This is a genomic window from Methylophaga sp. UBA3613, from assembly GCF_002375415.1.
Classification (GTDB): Bacteria; Pseudomonadota; Gammaproteobacteria; order Nitrosococcales; family Methylophagaceae; genus Methylophaga.
Genome location: NZ_DFLS01000004.1, coordinates 273,562 through 289,473 on the forward strand (window position 1 = coordinate 273,562; position 15,912 = coordinate 289,473).

At 46.5% G+C, this 15,912-nt stretch carries 16 protein-coding genes and 1 tRNA gene; 16 read left to right on the top strand and 1 reads right to left on the bottom strand.

From position 1 onward, the window contains the following. Positions 1-67 precede the first annotated feature (67 nt). The 3 genes from tpiA to B3S93_RS03495 all read left to right on the top strand — a co-directional run bounded on the left by tpiA (position 68) and on the right by B3S93_RS03495 (position 1,292). Complete coding sequence (gene tpiA / locus B3S93_RS03485) at positions 68-847, top strand: triose-phosphate isomerase (protein WP_292353702.1); 780 nt, start codon at positions 68-70, stop codon at positions 845-847. Positions 848-855: 8 nt separating this feature from the next. Continuing rightward, entirely contained in the window at positions 856-1,188 is a 333-nt protein-coding gene (secG, locus tag B3S93_RS03490; RefSeq protein ID WP_292400023.1) for a preprotein translocase subunit SecG, read from the top strand. A 19-nt stretch (positions 1,189-1,207) separates the two neighbouring features. After that, positions 1,208-1,292 (top strand) — tRNA-Leu (locus tag B3S93_RS03495). 110 nt (positions 1,293-1,402) lie between these two features. On the opposite strand, the gene rarD is transcribed toward B3S93_RS03495, so the two are convergent. Beyond that, on the bottom strand, positions 1,403-2,284 hold the full coding sequence (rarD, locus tag B3S93_RS03500) for an EamA family transporter RarD (protein ID WP_292400020.1): 882 nt from the start codon (positions 2,282-2,284) through the stop codon (positions 1,403-1,405). A 189-nt stretch (positions 2,285-2,473) separates the two neighbouring features. Between rarD and B3S93_RS03505 the strand changes: the two genes are divergently transcribed. The 13 genes from B3S93_RS03505 to nuoL all read left to right on the top strand — a co-directional run bounded on the left by B3S93_RS03505 (position 2,474) and on the right by nuoL (position 15,902). Continuing rightward, positions 2,474-4,432 (top strand): putative bifunctional diguanylate cyclase/phosphodiesterase, encoded by a 1,959-nt coding sequence (locus B3S93_RS03505; protein ID WP_292353705.1) that lies wholly within the window; start codon positions 2,474-2,476, stop codon positions 4,430-4,432. Between the two features lie 140 nt (positions 4,433-4,572). Next, complete coding sequence (ndhC, locus tag B3S93_RS03510; RefSeq protein WP_292353706.1) at positions 4,573-4,929, top strand: NADH-quinone oxidoreductase subunit A; 357 nt, start codon at positions 4,573-4,575, stop codon at positions 4,927-4,929. Beyond that, positions 4,920-5,408, top strand: coding sequence for a NuoB/complex I 20 kDa subunit family protein (locus B3S93_RS03515; protein WP_292353707.1), 489 nt, complete (start codon positions 4,920-4,922; stop codon positions 5,406-5,408). The genes ndhC and B3S93_RS03515 overlap by 10 nt, the downstream gene beginning before the upstream one ends. Positions 5,409-5,417: 9 nt before the next feature. Then, positions 5,418-6,089, top strand: coding sequence for an NADH-quinone oxidoreductase subunit C (locus B3S93_RS03520; protein WP_292353708.1), 672 nt, complete (start codon positions 5,418-5,420; stop codon positions 6,087-6,089). Beyond that, the gene (locus B3S93_RS03525) at positions 6,089-7,342 is read left to right on the top strand and encodes an NADH-quinone oxidoreductase subunit D (RefSeq protein ID WP_292353709.1); all 1,254 of its coding nucleotides are present in this window, start codon (positions 6,089-6,091) and stop codon (positions 7,340-7,342) included. Before B3S93_RS03520 ends, B3S93_RS03525 begins: the two co-directional genes overlap by 1 nt. Beyond that, positions 7,339-7,851 carry an NADH-quinone oxidoreductase subunit NuoE gene (gene nuoE / locus B3S93_RS03530; RefSeq protein WP_292400018.1) on the top strand — a complete coding sequence of 171 codons (513 nt, stop codon included), beginning with the start codon at positions 7,339-7,341 and terminating at the stop codon, positions 7,849-7,851. The genes B3S93_RS03525 and nuoE overlap by 4 nt, the downstream gene beginning before the upstream one ends. Continuing rightward, entirely contained in the window at positions 7,851-9,149 is a 1,299-nt protein-coding gene (gene nuoF / locus B3S93_RS03535) for an NADH-quinone oxidoreductase subunit NuoF (RefSeq protein ID WP_292353711.1), read from the top strand. Before nuoE ends, nuoF begins: the two co-directional genes overlap by 1 nt. Further along, positions 9,142-11,505 carry an NADH-quinone oxidoreductase subunit NuoG gene (gene nuoG / locus B3S93_RS03540; protein ID WP_292400016.1) on the top strand — a complete coding sequence of 788 codons (2,364 nt, stop codon included), beginning with the start codon at positions 9,142-9,144 and terminating at the stop codon, positions 11,503-11,505. Before nuoF ends, nuoG begins: the two co-directional genes overlap by 8 nt. Continuing rightward, on the top strand, positions 11,498-12,550 hold the full coding sequence (gene nuoH, locus B3S93_RS03545; protein WP_292353714.1) for an NADH-quinone oxidoreductase subunit NuoH: 1,053 nt from the start codon (positions 11,498-11,500) through the stop codon (positions 12,548-12,550). The genes nuoG and nuoH overlap by 8 nt, the downstream gene beginning before the upstream one ends. Then, complete coding sequence (gene nuoI / locus B3S93_RS03550) at positions 12,547-13,038, top strand: NADH-quinone oxidoreductase subunit NuoI (protein WP_292353716.1); 492 nt, start codon at positions 12,547-12,549, stop codon at positions 13,036-13,038. The genes nuoH and nuoI overlap by 4 nt, the downstream gene beginning before the upstream one ends. 11 nt (positions 13,039-13,049) lie before the next feature. Beyond that, positions 13,050-13,658, top strand: coding sequence for an NADH-quinone oxidoreductase subunit J (locus B3S93_RS03555; RefSeq protein ID WP_292353718.1), 609 nt, complete (start codon positions 13,050-13,052; stop codon positions 13,656-13,658). Further along, positions 13,655-13,960, top strand: a complete 306-nt coding sequence (gene nuoK / locus B3S93_RS03560; RefSeq protein WP_292353720.1) for an NADH-quinone oxidoreductase subunit NuoK — start codon at positions 13,655-13,657, stop codon at positions 13,958-13,960. Before B3S93_RS03555 ends, nuoK begins: the two co-directional genes overlap by 4 nt. A 4-nt stretch (positions 13,961-13,964) precedes the next feature. Further along, positions 13,965-15,902 carry an NADH-quinone oxidoreductase subunit L gene (gene nuoL, locus B3S93_RS03565; RefSeq protein WP_292400013.1) on the top strand — a complete coding sequence of 646 codons (1,938 nt, stop codon included), beginning with the start codon at positions 13,965-13,967 and terminating at the stop codon, positions 15,900-15,902. The last annotated feature ends 10 nt before the right edge of the window (positions 15,903-15,912 follow it).

Sequence of the window (15,912 nt, forward strand, 5' to 3'; positions counted from 1 at the left end):
AGGACATTGCTTTATCTTCGGTCTGTCGGTACCCTTTATAATTAATTTTTATTGAGAGTAGGTGTCTGTGCGCAAACCGCTGGTCGCTGGTAACTGGAAAATGAACGGCTCTAGCGCAAGCAACAAATTGTTGCTTGATGCGATACTGGCGCAAAGAGACTCCTTTGCTTCAGTTGATGTCGCTTTATTCCCTCCTGCACTATATATACAACAGGTTCAGTCTGCTTTATCCGGTACAGGAATGTATTGGGGGACGCAAAATGTGTCGCAATTTGATTCTGGTGCTTATACCGGTGAAATTTCAGCGGCAATGTTGCATGACTTTAGTTGTCAGTATGTGTTGATTGGTCATTCCGAACGACGTTGCCTGTATGCAGAGCTAAATCTGGATCAGGTTTTTCTTGATCATATCATCGCAGAAAAATATGAAATGTCCGTCAAGCATGGCATTACCCCCATTATCTGTATTGGTGAAAGCCCGGAAGAACACTCCATGGGCCGCACCGAAGAAATGGTGGCACGCTTGATGGATATAGTGATTGCGCAACAAGGGGTCAAAGCGCTGTCAAAAGTGGTATTGGCATATGAACCTGTCTGGGCAATCGGAACAGGTAAGACAGCCAGCCCGGAATGGGCGCAGGATGTACATTCGTTCATGCGTCAGCGGGTGGCAAAACATGATGCGAATATTGCCGCATCACTCAGAATACTTTACGGCGGCAGCGTAAAAGGTAATAATGCTGCTCCATTATTTGCCAAGCCCGATATTGATGGTGGATTAATCGGCGGCGGCTCTAGAGATGCCGATGAATTTGTAAAAATCTGTCAGGCTGCAGTTCAAAATTAGGAAGTTAAATGGATGCGTTGATTCTGGTGGTTCACATTGTGATCTCACTATTGTTAGTTGGTTTGATCTTAATCCAGCACGGTAAAGGTGCTGATGCCGGTGCTGCATTTGGCGGCGGTGGCAGTGGCGGCGGTGGGGCTTCTTCAAGCCTGTTCGGGAGTCAGGGCTCTGCATCTTTCCTGAGTCGTAGCAGCGCCATTCTGGCCACAGTATTTTTTATTACCAGTCTGACATTGGCTTATCTTGCTGGTAACGCTGATCGTGTTCAGAGTGTTACTGACTCAGTGGTAGTTGAACAGCCTGCAGAAGAAAGTCCTGCGGATCTCCCAGACTTTCCATAAAAATCCCTCACAGTTAATTGCCGTCGTGGTGAAATTGGTAGACACGCTATCTTGAGGGGGTAGTGCCTTAGGGTGTGCCGGTTCGACTCCGGCCGACGGCACCAATATATAAAAACCCGCCAGTGAATAAAATCGCTGAGCGGGTTTTTTATTTTTGAATATAATCGGCAAATTCCAAATTGTTAGCCCAATAAGTCGATTTATAGAAAGCGTATTATTGGTGATTAACCTGTCGACGATGCTTTTTCCACATACCTGCAATAAAGAATATTAACGCTATCCAGATTAATCCAAAGGTTATCAGCCTTTCCGGTGGGTAGGCTTCTTTGAGCACAAAAACGCCAATCACAAATTGAATTGTCGGGTTGATGTACATAATAAACCCCACTACTGATAAATCGACTCGACTGGCCGCCATGGCAAATAGAACCAAAGGCAGAGCAGTGAGAAAACCTGAACCAATAAGTAGCAACGTTAATTGTGAGCTCTCACCAAATGCGAGATTGTAATCAACGTTTGTTGATTGCCAAAGGATCCAGAACAGCGCAACAGGGGCCAACCATAAGGTTTCAATGGTCAAGCCGTTTACGCCATCGACAGGATGTTTTTTTCGAATGAGTCCATAAAGTGCAAATGCCAGGGCCAACGATAAGCCTACCCATGGAATGCTCCCCAGGCTGACCCATTCCCACAAAAACGCAATTGTGGCCAGCACCCCGGCCCAAGCCTGTAAAGGATGCAGCTGTTCTTTAAGTAACCATCTCGCCAATAACAGACTCATTACCGGGGTAATGAAATATCCCAGGCTGGCTTCCAGCACACGATGCTGTGAAACTGCCCAGATAAATATCAACCAATTTACCGCAATAAGTAATGATGATAACGCCAGCCACAATAATAATTTTTTATCGGCAAAAGTCTTAATCAACTTACGGCCGCGGCCCAGTAAAAGGCCTACCACCGTGGTGGCAAGTAAAGACCAGAGAATTCGGTGCGACAACACTTCAACGGCTGATACGCTATTGAGATAACTGAAATAAAGTGGGAAGCTGCCCCAGATAACGTATGCAGCAATGGCGAAAATCAGTCCATACATAAAGTAAATCGCTTAAAGATAATGTTATTGATGACCTTGGCTAAAAGGCTTGAGGTTGTACATATTAACGAAATGGCTATGCTAGGGTCTTTTTAAGTAATTAAACCCATGAACGATACTTAAAAGAGTATGGTTACAAAAAATATAAACGTAATAATTAAGATGGTATGAATTGGATAGGTAGACCGGGTGTTAAGCAATAAACTCAACCAATTGCAGAGTCGACTTAATAAGTCTCGAAGAGCAGGATATCTTGCACCACTGCGAATTGCATTGTTTTATGCCATTTTTGCCACATTATGGATTATTTTTTCAGATCAACTTATAGAACGGTTCACCCGAGATCCCCTGTTATTGTCACGTTTACAAACATACAAGGGATTACTGTTTGTCACTATCACGACCATCCTGGTCTGGTTGATGACCCAACGTTCATGGTTATCGCAAAATAAACTTATTGCTGCATTGCAGGATAGTCAATCAAGGTTATGTTTGATCTTTGATAATGTGTCATGCGGGATACTGGAATGCGATCTGCAAGGGCGAATTACTTTCAGTAATCAAGCCCATCATGAGATTCTGGGCGTTAAACCTAATGAGTTGATCGGATCCCATATCTGGGATTATCAACCGGATGAAACCACTCAACAGCAATTTAAACGATTGTTCGATAATTTGGTGATCCATCAGCCATCACCAGATTTAATGGTTACCACCAATCTTAGCCAGCAAGGTCAGCAAAAAATTCTGGAATATAGCTGGGACTATATTTATGACGAGCTGGGTGATTTGACGGGGCTAATTGCCGTTATTTCTGACATTACCACACGTAAACAGCAGGAAGAACGAATACTTCATCTGGCGCAATACGATACGTTAACGAGCCTGCCTAATCGCTTTCTGGCATTGGATCGTTTATCCCAACGGCTGAAGTTGGCCCACCCCAATAAAGACATGGTGGGTGTGTTATGTATGGATTTAGATGATTTTAAAAAAATTAACGAATCATTGGGACATTCTGCCGGCGATGCCTTACTGATCCAGGTCACAAAGCGTATTCAGACGCATATTCGCCATGGTGACACTCTTGGTCGGCTTGGTGGTGATGAATTTATTGTGTTGCTGACCGACCTGCAGACAACGGAGGAAATTACGCAAATTGTTGAAAATCTGATTCAGCAATTTCGCTTGCCTTTCAGCATTGATGGGCAATCTCTCACAATGACCTTAAGTATTGGTGTTGCCATTCATCCTGTGGATGGAAATGATGCTTCACAATTACTCAGACAAGCTGATGCAGCCATGTTTTATGCTAAAAGTAATGGGCGTAATACTTTTACATATTACACCGAGTCAATGAACCGTGATGCAACCCGCCGATTATTGATAGAGCAACAGATGTATGGAGCTTTGGAAAGAGGCGAGTTTTATCTGTTTTATCAACCACAGATTGAGTTGGCAACGGGGAAAATGATTGGTGCTGAAGCCTTGTTACGTTGGCAAAACGATCAGTTGGGTCCCATCGGTCCTGATGAGTTTATACCTGTTGCTGAGCAAACCGGTCTGATTGTCTCGATTGGCGAATTTGTGATGCATTCAGCTATAAAAATGGCATCAAAATGGCAGGCGCTTCAGCCAGATTTTCGCATGGCGATCAACCTTTCTCCCTGTCAGTTTCGTGACCCTGGATTGTTAGGTTTTGTAGAGCAGCAGCTACTGCAATACCCAGTTCAGCCCAATACGCTGGAATTGGAAATAACCGAGGGTGTATTACTTAGCGGCTACCTGATGACTGATGAGTTATTTCAGTCTTTTACTGCTAAGGGAATTGAGATGGCGATGGACGATTTTGGTACTGGCTATTCATCACTTAGCTATCTGCGGCGCTATCCTTTTGCCATATTAAAAATCGATCGAAGCTTTATTAACGATATGACAACTGATCCAGCCGATAGGGAATTGGTTAATGCCAGCATTGCCATGGCGCATGGGCTTGGCCTGAAAGTCGTTGCTGAAGGTGTGGAGACTGAAGAGCAGGCAAACTCCCTCAAAATAATGAATTGCGATTATGTGCAGGGATATTATTTCAGCAAACCGATTACCCCTGATGAATTAATCTCAAAGCTGGAGAATTATGTTCATGAATAAATGCATCTAAATGCACGCTTCAAATACAGCCCGTTAATGTGTACTATCGGGAGTTGATCAAATAATTTTGATTTCGTAAAAACAATAATAATTATCAGGTGTCACAAAGACACTACATCTCGGAAGAGTGGAAGGGCGGCATGTTAGAGGGATACCTCCCCATTTTGTTGTTTATTATCATTGGCATTGGCTTCGGTGTGATGCCTCTTATTGCGGGCTTTATTATCGGGCCACAGCGCCCTGATGCCGAAAAACGCTCCAGCTATGAATGTGGCTTTGAACCTTTTGAAGACACGCATGGCAGATTTGATGTGCGTTATTACCTGGTTGCCATTCTGTTTATCATTTTCGATCTGGAAATCGCCTTTTTATTCCCTTGGGCTATCGTGCTCGATGAAATCGGGGTGTTTGGTTTGCTGGCCATGTTCCTGTTTCTGGGGATTCTGGTAGTAGGCTTCATCTATGAATGGAAAAAAGGAGCCCTGGAATGGGAATAGAGGGCGTTCTTCACGAAGGTATAGTCACCACTTCTGCAGATAAATTAATTAACTGGGCCCGGACCGGTTCTTTATGGCCGATGACCTTTGGTCTGGCATGTTGTGCGGTTGAAATGATGCATGCCGGAGCTTCACGTTATGATCTGGATCGTTTCGGGGTAGTGTTTCGGCCCAGTCCCCGTCAGTCGGATGTGATGATTGTGGCTGGCACCCTTGTTAACAAAATGGCACCGGCATTACGCAAGGTCTATGACCAGATGTCCGAACCTCGCTGGGTTATTTCAATGGGATCCTGTGCTAATGGCGGTGGCTACTACCATTATTCCTATTCAGTCGTTCGGGGCTGTGATCGGATAGTACCGGTGGATATTTATGTGCCGGGTTGTCCGCCAACTGCTGAAGCCTTACTCTACGGTATTATTCAGTTACAGAAAAAGATTCAACGTACCAATACCATCGCTAAAAGCTCACAAGCATAAGGTTGTTGCATGGAATCGCTTAAACATAAACTGGAACAGCATTTTGCCAATCAGCTGGTGGAGTGTGAGTTTAATCGAGGCGAATTAACAATCCATGTTGAGGCTGAACAGATTATTCCAGTATGCCAAGCATTACGCGATGAATTTGAGTTTACCCAATTAATTGATTTATGCGGTGTAGATTATTCCGTATATGGCAACAGTGGCTGGGAAACCAAACAGGCCACTGAACATGGTTTCAGTCGGGCACGTGAACCGTTTTCGCAAATCGACGAAATGGACGAAGGCTTTCGCTATGCCGTTGTTTATCATTTGCTATCGGTGCAACACAATAATCGACTTCGCCTTAAGGTGGATCTGATTGCTGAAACGCCCATTATTGATTCAGTTACCAGCATCTGGCATTCGGCTGACTGGTACGAACGTGAAGCCTTTGATTTGTTTGGCATCCTGTTCAAAGGCCATGAAGATCTGCGACGTATTCTGACGGATTATGGTTTTGTCGGACATCCGTTTCGCAAGGATTTCCCATTGATTGGCAATGTAGAAATGCTTTATGACCCCGAACAGAAACGGGTGATTTATCAGCCAGTCAGTATTGAACCTAGAACACTGGTCCCGCGGGTAATTCGTGATGATAACCGTTACCTGCAACCGCATGGCAGCGAGGCCAAGAAATAATGGCTGAAATTAAAAATTACACGCTGAATTTTGGCCCACAACATCCAGCAGCACATGGTGTATTACGGCTGATTCTGGAAATGGATGGCGAGGTTATTGTGCACGCTGATCCACATATTGGTTTGCTGCATCGTGGTACCGAAAAGCTGGCTGAGTCCAAACCCTATAACCAGAGTATTGGTTATATGGATCGGCTGGATTATGTGTCGATGATGTGTAACGAACATGCCTATGTGATGGCGATAGAAAAGCTATTAGGTATTGAACCTCCGGTTCGGGCACAGTACATCCGGGTTTTGTTTGATGAAATGACCCGGGTTTTGAATCACCTGATGTGGCTTGGTGCACATGGTCTGGATATCGGTGCTATGACCGTCTTTCTTTATTGCTTTCGTGAGCGTGAAGATTTAATGGACTGTTACGAAGCTGTATCCGGTGCAAGGTTACATGCAACCTATTATCGTCCAGGTGGCGTCTATCGTGATTTACCCAACAGCATGCCGCAATATCAAAAATCCAAATGGCATTCTGACGCAGAGGTTAAAAAGTTAAACCAAAGCCGCGAAGGCAGCCTGCTCGATTTTATTGAGGACTTCTGTCAACGCTTTCCCAAATGCGTTGATGAATATGAAACGCTGTTGACCGATAACCGTATCTGGAAGCAACGTACCGTAGGAATTGGTGTGGTATCGCCGGAACGCGCGCTGCAACTTGGTTTTACCGGACCAATGCTACGTGGCAGTGGTGTGGAATGGGATTTAAGGCGCAAGCAGCCCTATGAAGTTTATGACCGATTGGATTTTGATATCCCGGTGGGTAAAGAGGGGGATTGTTATGATCGATATCTGGTACGCATTGAAGAGATGCGTCAGTCCAATAAAATCATGCAGCAATGTATTGACTGGCTGCGAGTCAATCCGGGTCCAGTGATTGTTGATAATGTCAAAATAGCGCCTCCCAGCAGAGCGGATATGAAAGATGATATGGAAGCCTTAATTCATCATTTCAAACTGTTTACTGAAGGTTATTGTGTGCCAGAAGGCGAGGTATATAGCGCCGTAGAACATCCCAAGGGGGAGTTTGGTATTTATATGGTTTCGGACGGTGCCAATAAACCTTATCGCGTGAAAATACGTGCCCCGGGCTTTCCCCATCTTGCCGCAATGAACGAAATGGCTAAAGGCCACTTGCTGGCTGATGTGGTGGCCATTATCGGTACCATGGATATTGTTTTCGGGGAGATTGACCGATGACAGCAGAGTTGCAACTCACAGGCCACCGGGATCAGTTGTTCAGTGAATCCATCCGCCAACAGCTGGATAGCTGGATCAGTAAATATCCACCAGGCCAGGCTCAATCAGCGGTCATCCCGGCTTTGCATATTCTGCAGGATGCGCATGAAGGATGGCTAAGCGAGGGATTGATGCGTGCGTTGGCGGAGTATCTGGATATTCCGGTTATCAGTGTGTTTGAAGTTGCTACGTTTTATACGATGTTTGAACTTAAGCCGGTGGGCCAGCATAAAATCAGCCTTTGCACCAATATTTCCTGTCAGCTCTGTGGTTCGGAAGATATCGCCAGACATATTCAGAAAAAGCTGGGGGTTGGTTTTGGGCAAACTACTGCTGACGGCAAATTCACGTTAAAAGAAGTAGAGTGTCTGGGAGCTTGTGTCGGTGCCCCCATGTTATTACTGGATCGTGATTACCATGAGCACCTGACCGTGGAAAAAATCGATACGCTTTTAGACGGGGTGAAATGATGCAACAAAACCAGGTTTGTTTTCGCACCATGCACCTTGACCAGCCCTGGTCGATGGAAGCTTATCGCAGCGTTGGCGGTTACGAAGTACTGGAGAAAATTCTCCGTGAAAAGACCCGTCAGGAAAGCATTATTGAGACCATCAAAAATTCGGCATTACGTGGACGCGGCGGTGCTGGCTTTCCAACCGGGCTGAAATGGAGCTTTATGCCGCGGCGTATGCCCGGGGATAAATATATCGTCTGTAACTCGGATGAAGGCGAACCCGGCACCTGTAAAGATCGTGACATTATGCGTTACAACCCCCACCAGTTGATTGAAGGCATGATTATCGCCGGCTATACCATTGGTGCCCAACGTGGCTACAACTATATTCGTGGTGAGTTTTTTGAGCCGATTGAACGGTTTGAACAAGCATTAATTGAAGCACGTGAAGCGGGTTATTTAGGCAAGGATATTCTTGGGAGTGGATTTAATTTTGAACTTCACACTCATCCTGGGGCCGGTGCGTATATCTGTGGTGAAGAAACGGCATTACTCGAATCCCTGGAAGGCAAAAAAGGCCAGCCGCGTTACAAACCCCCATTCCCGGCAGGCTATGGTTTATACGGCCGGCCAACCACAATAAACAATACCGAAACGTTAGCCTCGGTGCCGGTCATACTGCAACATGGTGCGGACTGGTTTCATGAGCTGGGCACACCAAATAACGGCGGTCAGAAAATCTTCTGCATGACCGGCCATGTGAATAAACCGGGAAATTATGAAGTGCCATTGGGAATGCCCTTTGCAGAATTACTGGAACTCGCCGGTGGTGTCCGCAATGGCAACAAACTTAAAGCCGTTATCCCCGGTGGCAGTTCGACACCTGTGGTACCTGCAGATGTCATGATGCAAACCGCAATGAGCTATGACGGTATCGGCAAGGCAGGTTCGATGCTTGGGGCAGGGTCAGTGATTGTAATGGACGAAACCACCTGCATGGTCAAAGCGTTGGAGCGCATCGCCTATTTTTATTACGAGGAGTCCTGCGGTCAGTGCACCCCTTGTCGTGAAGGCACCGGCTGGCTATATCGCGTTATTAAACGCATTGAAAATGGCGAAGGCCGTCAGGAAGATCTGGATCGTCTGGTAGATGTTGCGAACAACATTAACGGTAATACGATCTGTGCTCTGGGCGATGCCGCAGCCGCGCCTGTTATCAGCTTTATCAAGCATTTTCGCGATGAATTTCAGTATCACATCGATCACCAACGCTGCCTGGTTGATGAACCAGAATTGAAGTTGAACTATGGTTAATATCGAAATTGATGGCATTCCACTTAAAGTGGATTCAGCCAAAATGATTATTCAGGCTGCCGATGAGGCGGGTATTGATATTCCGCGTTTTTGTTATCACAAAAACCTGTCGATAGTGGCCAACTGCCGTATGTGTCTGGTTGAGGTCGATAAGGCTCGTAAAGCTTTGCCAGCTTGTGCTACGCCAGTTGCAGAGGGAATGAAAGTATTTACTCAGTCAGAAACAGCGCTGGCAGCACAACGTGGCGTTATGGAATTTCTGCTGATCAATCACCCGTTGGATTGCCCGATTTGTGATCAGGGCGGCGAGTGTGAATTACAAGATTTATCGCTGGGCTATGGCAGTGGCATAAGTCGATTCAGTGAGAAAAAACGGGTTGTGAAAGACAAGGATATCGGGCCGCTGGTACAAACCGATATGACCCGCTGCATCCACTGTACCCGTTGTGTGCGCTTTGGGCAGGAAATTGCCGGCATCAAAGAATTGGGTGCGACAGGCCGTGGTGAACATATGGAAATCGGTACCTATGTTGAACACAGTCTGGCGTCCGAGTTATCAGGCAATATCATTGATATCTGTCCGGTAGGTGCACTGACTTCCAAACCTTTCCGCTATAAAGCACGGGCCTGGGAGATGACTTCCCACCCGTCAATTGCGATGCATGATGCCGTGGGCTCCAGTGTGGAGATTCATACTCGGCAGAATGATGTTATGCGTGTGGTTGCCAGAGATAATGAATCCGTCAATCAAAGCTGGATTTCAGACCGGGATCGTTTCAGTTATCTTGGTTTAAAACATCCTGATCGTTTGCTGCACCCCATGATTAAACAAAATGGTGAGTGGCATACTACCGATTGGCAGACGGCTCTTGAGTTTGCAGTAGAAGGTATCAAACACGTTAAAACCAAAAATGGTGCCGATCAGATTGCCGGCTTGATATCCCCCACAGCTACATTGGAAGAAGCCTATCTGTTCCAGAAATGGCTACGTAATTTTGGTAGTCAGAATATTGATCATCGCTTACGGCAGCAGGATTTCAGTGACGCAGGGCACGAGCAATTCAGCCCAATCTGCCTGGCAGAAGTTGAAGATTGTGATGCGATTGTCTTATTGGGTTGTAATGTTCGCAGTGAAGCGCCCCTGTTAGCCCATCGAATTCGCCAGTCGGCTTATGCCGGCGGGCTGGTCAGTGATATTAATTTCTTCAAAACCGATTTGCTGATGCCGACAGACCGTCAGGTGGTCGTGAATACGGCACAACTATTCGCCTTGCTCAGCGGCATTACCAAAGCGTTATTACATTTGGATAAGGAGGCTGCTGCAGCCTGGCAACATCTGATTCCTGAAAAAGCGGCCTCGGCAACCGAGCAGAATATTGCGATGCAGCTGGCTAATGGCAATCAACCATTAATTGTTGTTGGTGCATTAGCCAATCAGCACCCTCAGGCAGCAGTCATTCGATCAATGGCGGCGCTTATCAGTAAACTGACAGGAGCACGGCTGTTAATTCTACCGGAAGCGAATAGTCAGGCTTTGCATTTGGCCGGCGCTTTACCGCATAACGAAATGATAAAAGACGTAAAGCCTGGCCTGGATGCTAAAACGGTCTGGGAAGAGCAGTTACGTGCATATGTATTAATGAATATTGAACCGGAATTTGACTGTTCCAATCCCTCTGCTGCCCAACTTGCCTTGCAACGAGCCGGTTTTGTGGTCGCAATAAACAGTTTTCATTGCAACAGTCTTCATGAGTATGCCGACGTATTACTGCCTTTGGCGGCATTTGCAGAAACGTCTGGTACGTTTGTCGGTCTGGATCATCAATGGCAGTCCTTTACCGGCGCAGTGGCACCACCGGGAGAAAGTCGTCCAGGCTGGAAAATTCTGCGGGTACTGGGCAATATTTCAAAATTCAACGGGTTTGATTATGTTTCTTCAGAAGGGGTGCGCCAGGAGTTGCAGGATCAGTTGAACCGGCATTCTCCGGTTAAACATGGTTTGTATATTCCAGCTGAAATTTCTCAGGCTGACGGTTTGCAGCTGATTTCAGAGGTGCCGATATATCGTACAGACAGTCTGGTCAGACATAGTAAAGCCCTGCAATTAACACCGGAAAATCAGTTTCTGGATACCTTGCGGATTCATCCGATACAGGCTGAGCAGTCAGGTCTACATCAGGGGGATCAGGTGCATATTCAGCAGGGTGAAATCTCCGTATCGACCACCGTACTGATAGATGAACAGGTTGCTGAGGGCATGGTTTATCTTGCTGCAGCCTCGCCATTAAGTGCCAAATTAACATCAGCCTTTGGTGATGTAGAATTATCAGCCATACTGGAGACAGCAGATGCTTGATCTGCTCACCCAGCATTTGTTACCCAATATAGGCAAAATTTTGCTGATTGTAGCGATATTGATGCTGGCGGTAGCCTATCTGACATTGGCCGAACGGAAAGTTATTGGCTATATCCAGATGCGTATTGGCCCCAATCGTGTGGGGCCGCGTGGCCTGCTGCAACCGATTGCTGATGGTCTGAAGTTATTACTTAAAGAAATCATCTTGCCCACGCGCTCCAATCTCTATTTGTTTGTATTGGCACCGGTATTAGCAATTGGTCCTGCTTTGGCAGCCTGGGCGGTTATCCCGTTTGACGCTGGCATGGTGTTGGCCGATATTAATGCCGGTTTGTTATATGTACTGGCTATTACCTCAATGGGTGTTTACGGCATTGTGATTGCTGGATGGGCCTCCAATTCACGCTATGCTTTTTTAGGCGCGATGCGCAGTGCCGCTCAAGTAGTCTCCTATGAAATTGCCATGGGTTTTGCCCTGGTAGGCGTACTGATTGCCGCTGGTAGCTTGAACCTGAGTGAGATTGTTATGGCTCAGCAAGGCGGTATTTTTTACTGGTACTGGTTACCTTTGTTACCGTTGTTTGTTGTGTATTTTGTCTCTGGTGTGGCGGAAACCAATCGCGCACCGTTTGATATTGCCGAAGGTGAATCCGAAATTGTTGCCGGCTTCCATGTGGAATATTCTGGGATGGCGTTTGCGATATTTTTCCTCGCTGAATACGCCGATATGATTTTGATTTCGATCCTGGCCGCCACCTTGTTTATGGGCGGCTGGTTATCACCTTTTGAAGGTATTCCGGTTTTAGAGCCGATGTTTGCCTGGGTACCGGGACTGGTCTGGCTATTACTGAAAACCAGTATGTTTCTGTTTATCTATTTATGGATCCGCGCCACCTTTCCTCGCTACCGTTATGATCAGGTGATGCGTCTCGGCTGGAAAGTATTTATACCAGTGACATTAGTTTGGCTGGTGATTATTTCGACCATGCAGGTGTTCGATATCGGGCCCTGGTTTAACAACATCGTCGAGGTGACAAGTCCATGAATGAGTCAATTCGTCACTTTTTTAAGAGTTTTCTGCTGTGGGAGTTAGTGCAGGGATTACGTCTGACCGGGCGACATTTGTTTTCGCGCAAGGTCACGGTGCAATATCCCGAAGAGCAAACGCCACAATCGCCACGTTTCCGCGGTTTACATGCTTTACGTCGGTATCCCAATGGTGAAGAACGCTGTATCGGTTGCAAGTTGTGTGAAGCGGTTTGCCCGGCATTGGCAATTACCATCGATACCGAACCTCGTGAAGACGGCACCCGCCGAACCACGCGCTATGACATCGATTTATTCAAATGTATTTACTGTGGATTTTGTGAAGAATCCTGTCCCGTGGATTCAATAGTCGAAACCCGGGTATTTGCCTATCACTTTGAAAATCGTGGTGAAAACATTATGGACAAACAACAGTTGCTGGCGATTGGCGATAAATACGAGACGGAAATCGCTGCTGACCGGGAGGCTGATGCGCCTTATCGATAGGCCGGATAATTATGGAAAAAATACTGTTTTATTTTTTTGCTGGCATTTTATTGTTTGCCGCCACCATGGTGATTACCGTAAGAAATCCGGTGCGTGCAGCATTGTTTCTGGTGCTGGCCTTTTTTACCAGTGCAGCCATCTGGTTGATGCTGGAAGCCGAGTTTCTGGCGATCAGCCTGGTTTTGGTATATGTCGGTGCGGTGCTGGTGCTGTTTTTGTTTGTGGTCATGATGCTGGATATAGATACCAGTGCACTTAAGGAAGGATTTACCCGTTATCTGCCGTTAGGCTTATTAGTTGCCGTTTTGATCGTGCTGGAATTAATTGCCGTATTGGGTGCGGCGAATTTTGGTTTGGATCAGGTGCCCGTTCCTGAAGGTTCTGATGAAAGTAATACCAAAACGCTGGGCCGACTGTTGTATACGGTTTATGTTTATCCATTCGAAATCGCTTCGGTGATTCTGACGGTGGCCATCGTGGCAGCCATTACGCTGACCTTACGGCCCAATAAACGCAAAACTCAGGATCCAGCTGAGCAGGTCAAAGTTCGTAGTAAAGACCGCGTCCGTCTGGTGAAAATGGCCTCGGAAAAACGCCAGGATGGGAAAGGAAAACCATGATTGCTTTATCTGACTTTCTGATTGTTGCCGCTATTTTGTTCAGCTTGTCTGTTGCCGGTATTTTTCTCAATCGTAAAAACATCATTATCCTGCTGATGTGTATTGAATTGATGTTGCTGGCGGTTAACCTGAACTTTATTGCCTTTTCTTATTACGCCGGGGATGCCGCTGGCCAGGTATTTGTGTTTTTTATTCTGACTGTTGCGGCGGCTGAAGCAGCGATTGGCCTGGCAATCCTGGTCGTATTATTCCGCAATCTCAGCACCATCAATGTTGATGATCTCAACCGGTTAAAGGGCTAACGGCATGACCCAGACCCTGTTACTGACCATTGTTTTAGCCCCCTTACTGGGCAGTATCATTGCTGGTTTTTTTGGTCGTAGGATTGGCCGGAACTGGTCACATCGAGCGGCAATCGCCGGTGTCAGTATTGCGTTCTTTTTATCGCTCTGGGTGTTGAAGCTGGTAGTCATGGATGGCGCAACCTATAACCAGGCGGTATATCAGTGGCTGCAAGTTGGCAGCCTGAGCATTGAAGTCGGCTTTATGGTTGATTCACTGACTGCAGTGATGATGACCGTGGTGACCTTTGTATCGCTGATGGTGCATATCTACACCATTGGTTATATGCATGATGATGACGGCTACAGCCGGTTTTTCAGTTATATCTCGCTGTTTACCTTCTCAATGCTGATGCTGGTGATGGCCAATAACTTTATGCAGCTGTTTTTTGGCTGGGAAGCGGTTGGCGTGGTGTCTTATCTACTCATCGGCTTCTGGTACAAAAAGCCCACGGCTATTTATGCCAATCTCAAGGCATTTCTGGTCAATCGTGTGGGTGATTTCGGTTTTCTGCTGGGGATTGCTGCCGTACTGATGTACTCCGGCAGTCTGGATTATCTGGAAGTATTTAATCAGGCTCCGGTGATGGCGGGGCAGACCATTTCCATATTTGATAATTACGCCTGGTCGTTAATGACGGTGATTGGCATTCTGTTATTTATCGGTGCAATGGGGAAATCAGCGCAGGTGCCACTGCATGTGTGGTTACCGGATTCGATGGAAGGTCCAACGCCAATATCCGCATTGATCCATGCGGCAACAATGGTGACGGCGGGCATTTTTATGGTGGCGAGAATGTCACCTCTATACGAATATTCTGAAACTGCACTGTCATTTATTCTGGTGATTGGGGCGATTACCGCTTTGTTTATGGGCTTTTTGGGCTTAATTCAGAACGATATCAAACGGGTTATTGCCTATTCAACCTTGTCACAGCTCGGCTATATGACAGTAGCATTGGGTGTGTCGGCATACTCCGCAGCCATTTTCCATTTATTCACCCATGCATTTTTTAAAGCTTTGCTGTTTTTAGCGGCTGGCTCAGTGATTTTAGCCCTGCATCATCAGCAGGATATTCGACAGATGGGCGGGCTAAAAAAATATTTACCCATTACTTACTGGACCAGTCTGATTGGTACGCTGGCGTTAATTGGTTTTCCCGGGCTGGCCGGCTTTTTCTCCAAGGACGCCATTATCATGGCGGTGCATGAATCGACCATACCAGGCAGTAGCTTTGCCTTATGGGCAGTGATGATAGGGGTATTTGTTACCAGTCTGTACAGCTTTCGGCTTTTGTTTTTGGTGTTCCACGGCAAAGAACGTTTTGATGCGCATGGCCATCCGCCACATGAATCCCCTAGCGTGGTTACCTGGCCGTTGATTCTGCTGGCGATTCCATCGGTATTGGCCGGTTATTTGATTGGCACTTTGGTGTATGACAATTTCTTCAGCGATGCGATAAACGTTATGCCGCAGCATGATGTGCTGGCGGCTGCCCATTATCATGGGTTAATCGGATTTATCAGCCATGGATTGATGACCGCACCGTTCTGGCTGGCAATGGCCGGTTTGGTAACCGCCTGGTATCTCTATCTCAAACGTCCGGATCTGCCCGCCAAAATTCAGCATCGACTGATGTGGCTATGGAAAATACTGGAAAACAAATACGGCTTTGATGCATTTAACGACCGAGTTTTTGCCGGTGGTTCACGAGGTCTGGGTTGGTTGTTCTCTCGCGTAGGTGATCGAATGTTGATTGATGGTTTAGTGGTTAACGGTACAGCACGGACAGTGGGCTTGATCTCGAGAGTAGGGCGCAAAATGCAGAGTGGTTATTTGTACCATTACGCCTTTGTAATGATTATCGGGGTGTGGCTGTTGCTCACCTGGTTTGTGGTTTAGGAGCAAGCTG

Coding starts and splice junctions, on each gene's coding strand:
- secG (WP_292400023.1), top strand. CDS start 856: ATGGATGCGTTGATTCTGGTGGTTCACATTGTGATCTCACTATTGTTA.
- rarD (WP_292400020.1), bottom strand. CDS start 2,284: ATGTATGGACTGATTTTCGCCATTGCTGCATACGTTATCTGGGGCAGC.
- ndhC (WP_292353706.1), top strand. CDS start 4,573: ATGTTAGAGGGATACCTCCCCATTTTGTTGTTTATTATCATTGGCATT.
- B3S93_RS03515 (WP_292353707.1), top strand. CDS start 4,920: ATGGGAATAGAGGGCGTTCTTCACGAAGGTATAGTCACCACTTCTGCA.
- B3S93_RS03520 (WP_292353708.1), top strand. CDS start 5,418: ATGGAATCGCTTAAACATAAACTGGAACAGCATTTTGCCAATCAGCTG.
- B3S93_RS03525 (WP_292353709.1), top strand. CDS start 6,089: ATGGCTGAAATTAAAAATTACACGCTGAATTTTGGCCCACAACATCCA.
- nuoE (WP_292400018.1), top strand. CDS start 7,339: ATGACAGCAGAGTTGCAACTCACAGGCCACCGGGATCAGTTGTTCAGT.
- nuoF (WP_292353711.1), top strand. CDS start 7,851: ATGCAACAAAACCAGGTTTGTTTTCGCACCATGCACCTTGACCAGCCC.
- nuoG (WP_292400016.1), top strand. CDS start 9,142: ATGGTTAATATCGAAATTGATGGCATTCCACTTAAAGTGGATTCAGCC.
- nuoH (WP_292353714.1), top strand. CDS start 11,498: ATGCTTGATCTGCTCACCCAGCATTTGTTACCCAATATAGGCAAAATT.
- nuoI (WP_292353716.1), top strand. CDS start 12,547: ATGAATGAGTCAATTCGTCACTTTTTTAAGAGTTTTCTGCTGTGGGAG.
- B3S93_RS03555 (WP_292353718.1), top strand. CDS start 13,050: ATGGAAAAAATACTGTTTTATTTTTTTGCTGGCATTTTATTGTTTGCC.
- nuoK (WP_292353720.1), top strand. CDS start 13,655: ATGATTGCTTTATCTGACTTTCTGATTGTTGCCGCTATTTTGTTCAGC.
- nuoL (WP_292400013.1), top strand. CDS start 13,965: ATGACCCAGACCCTGTTACTGACCATTGTTTTAGCCCCCTTACTGGGC.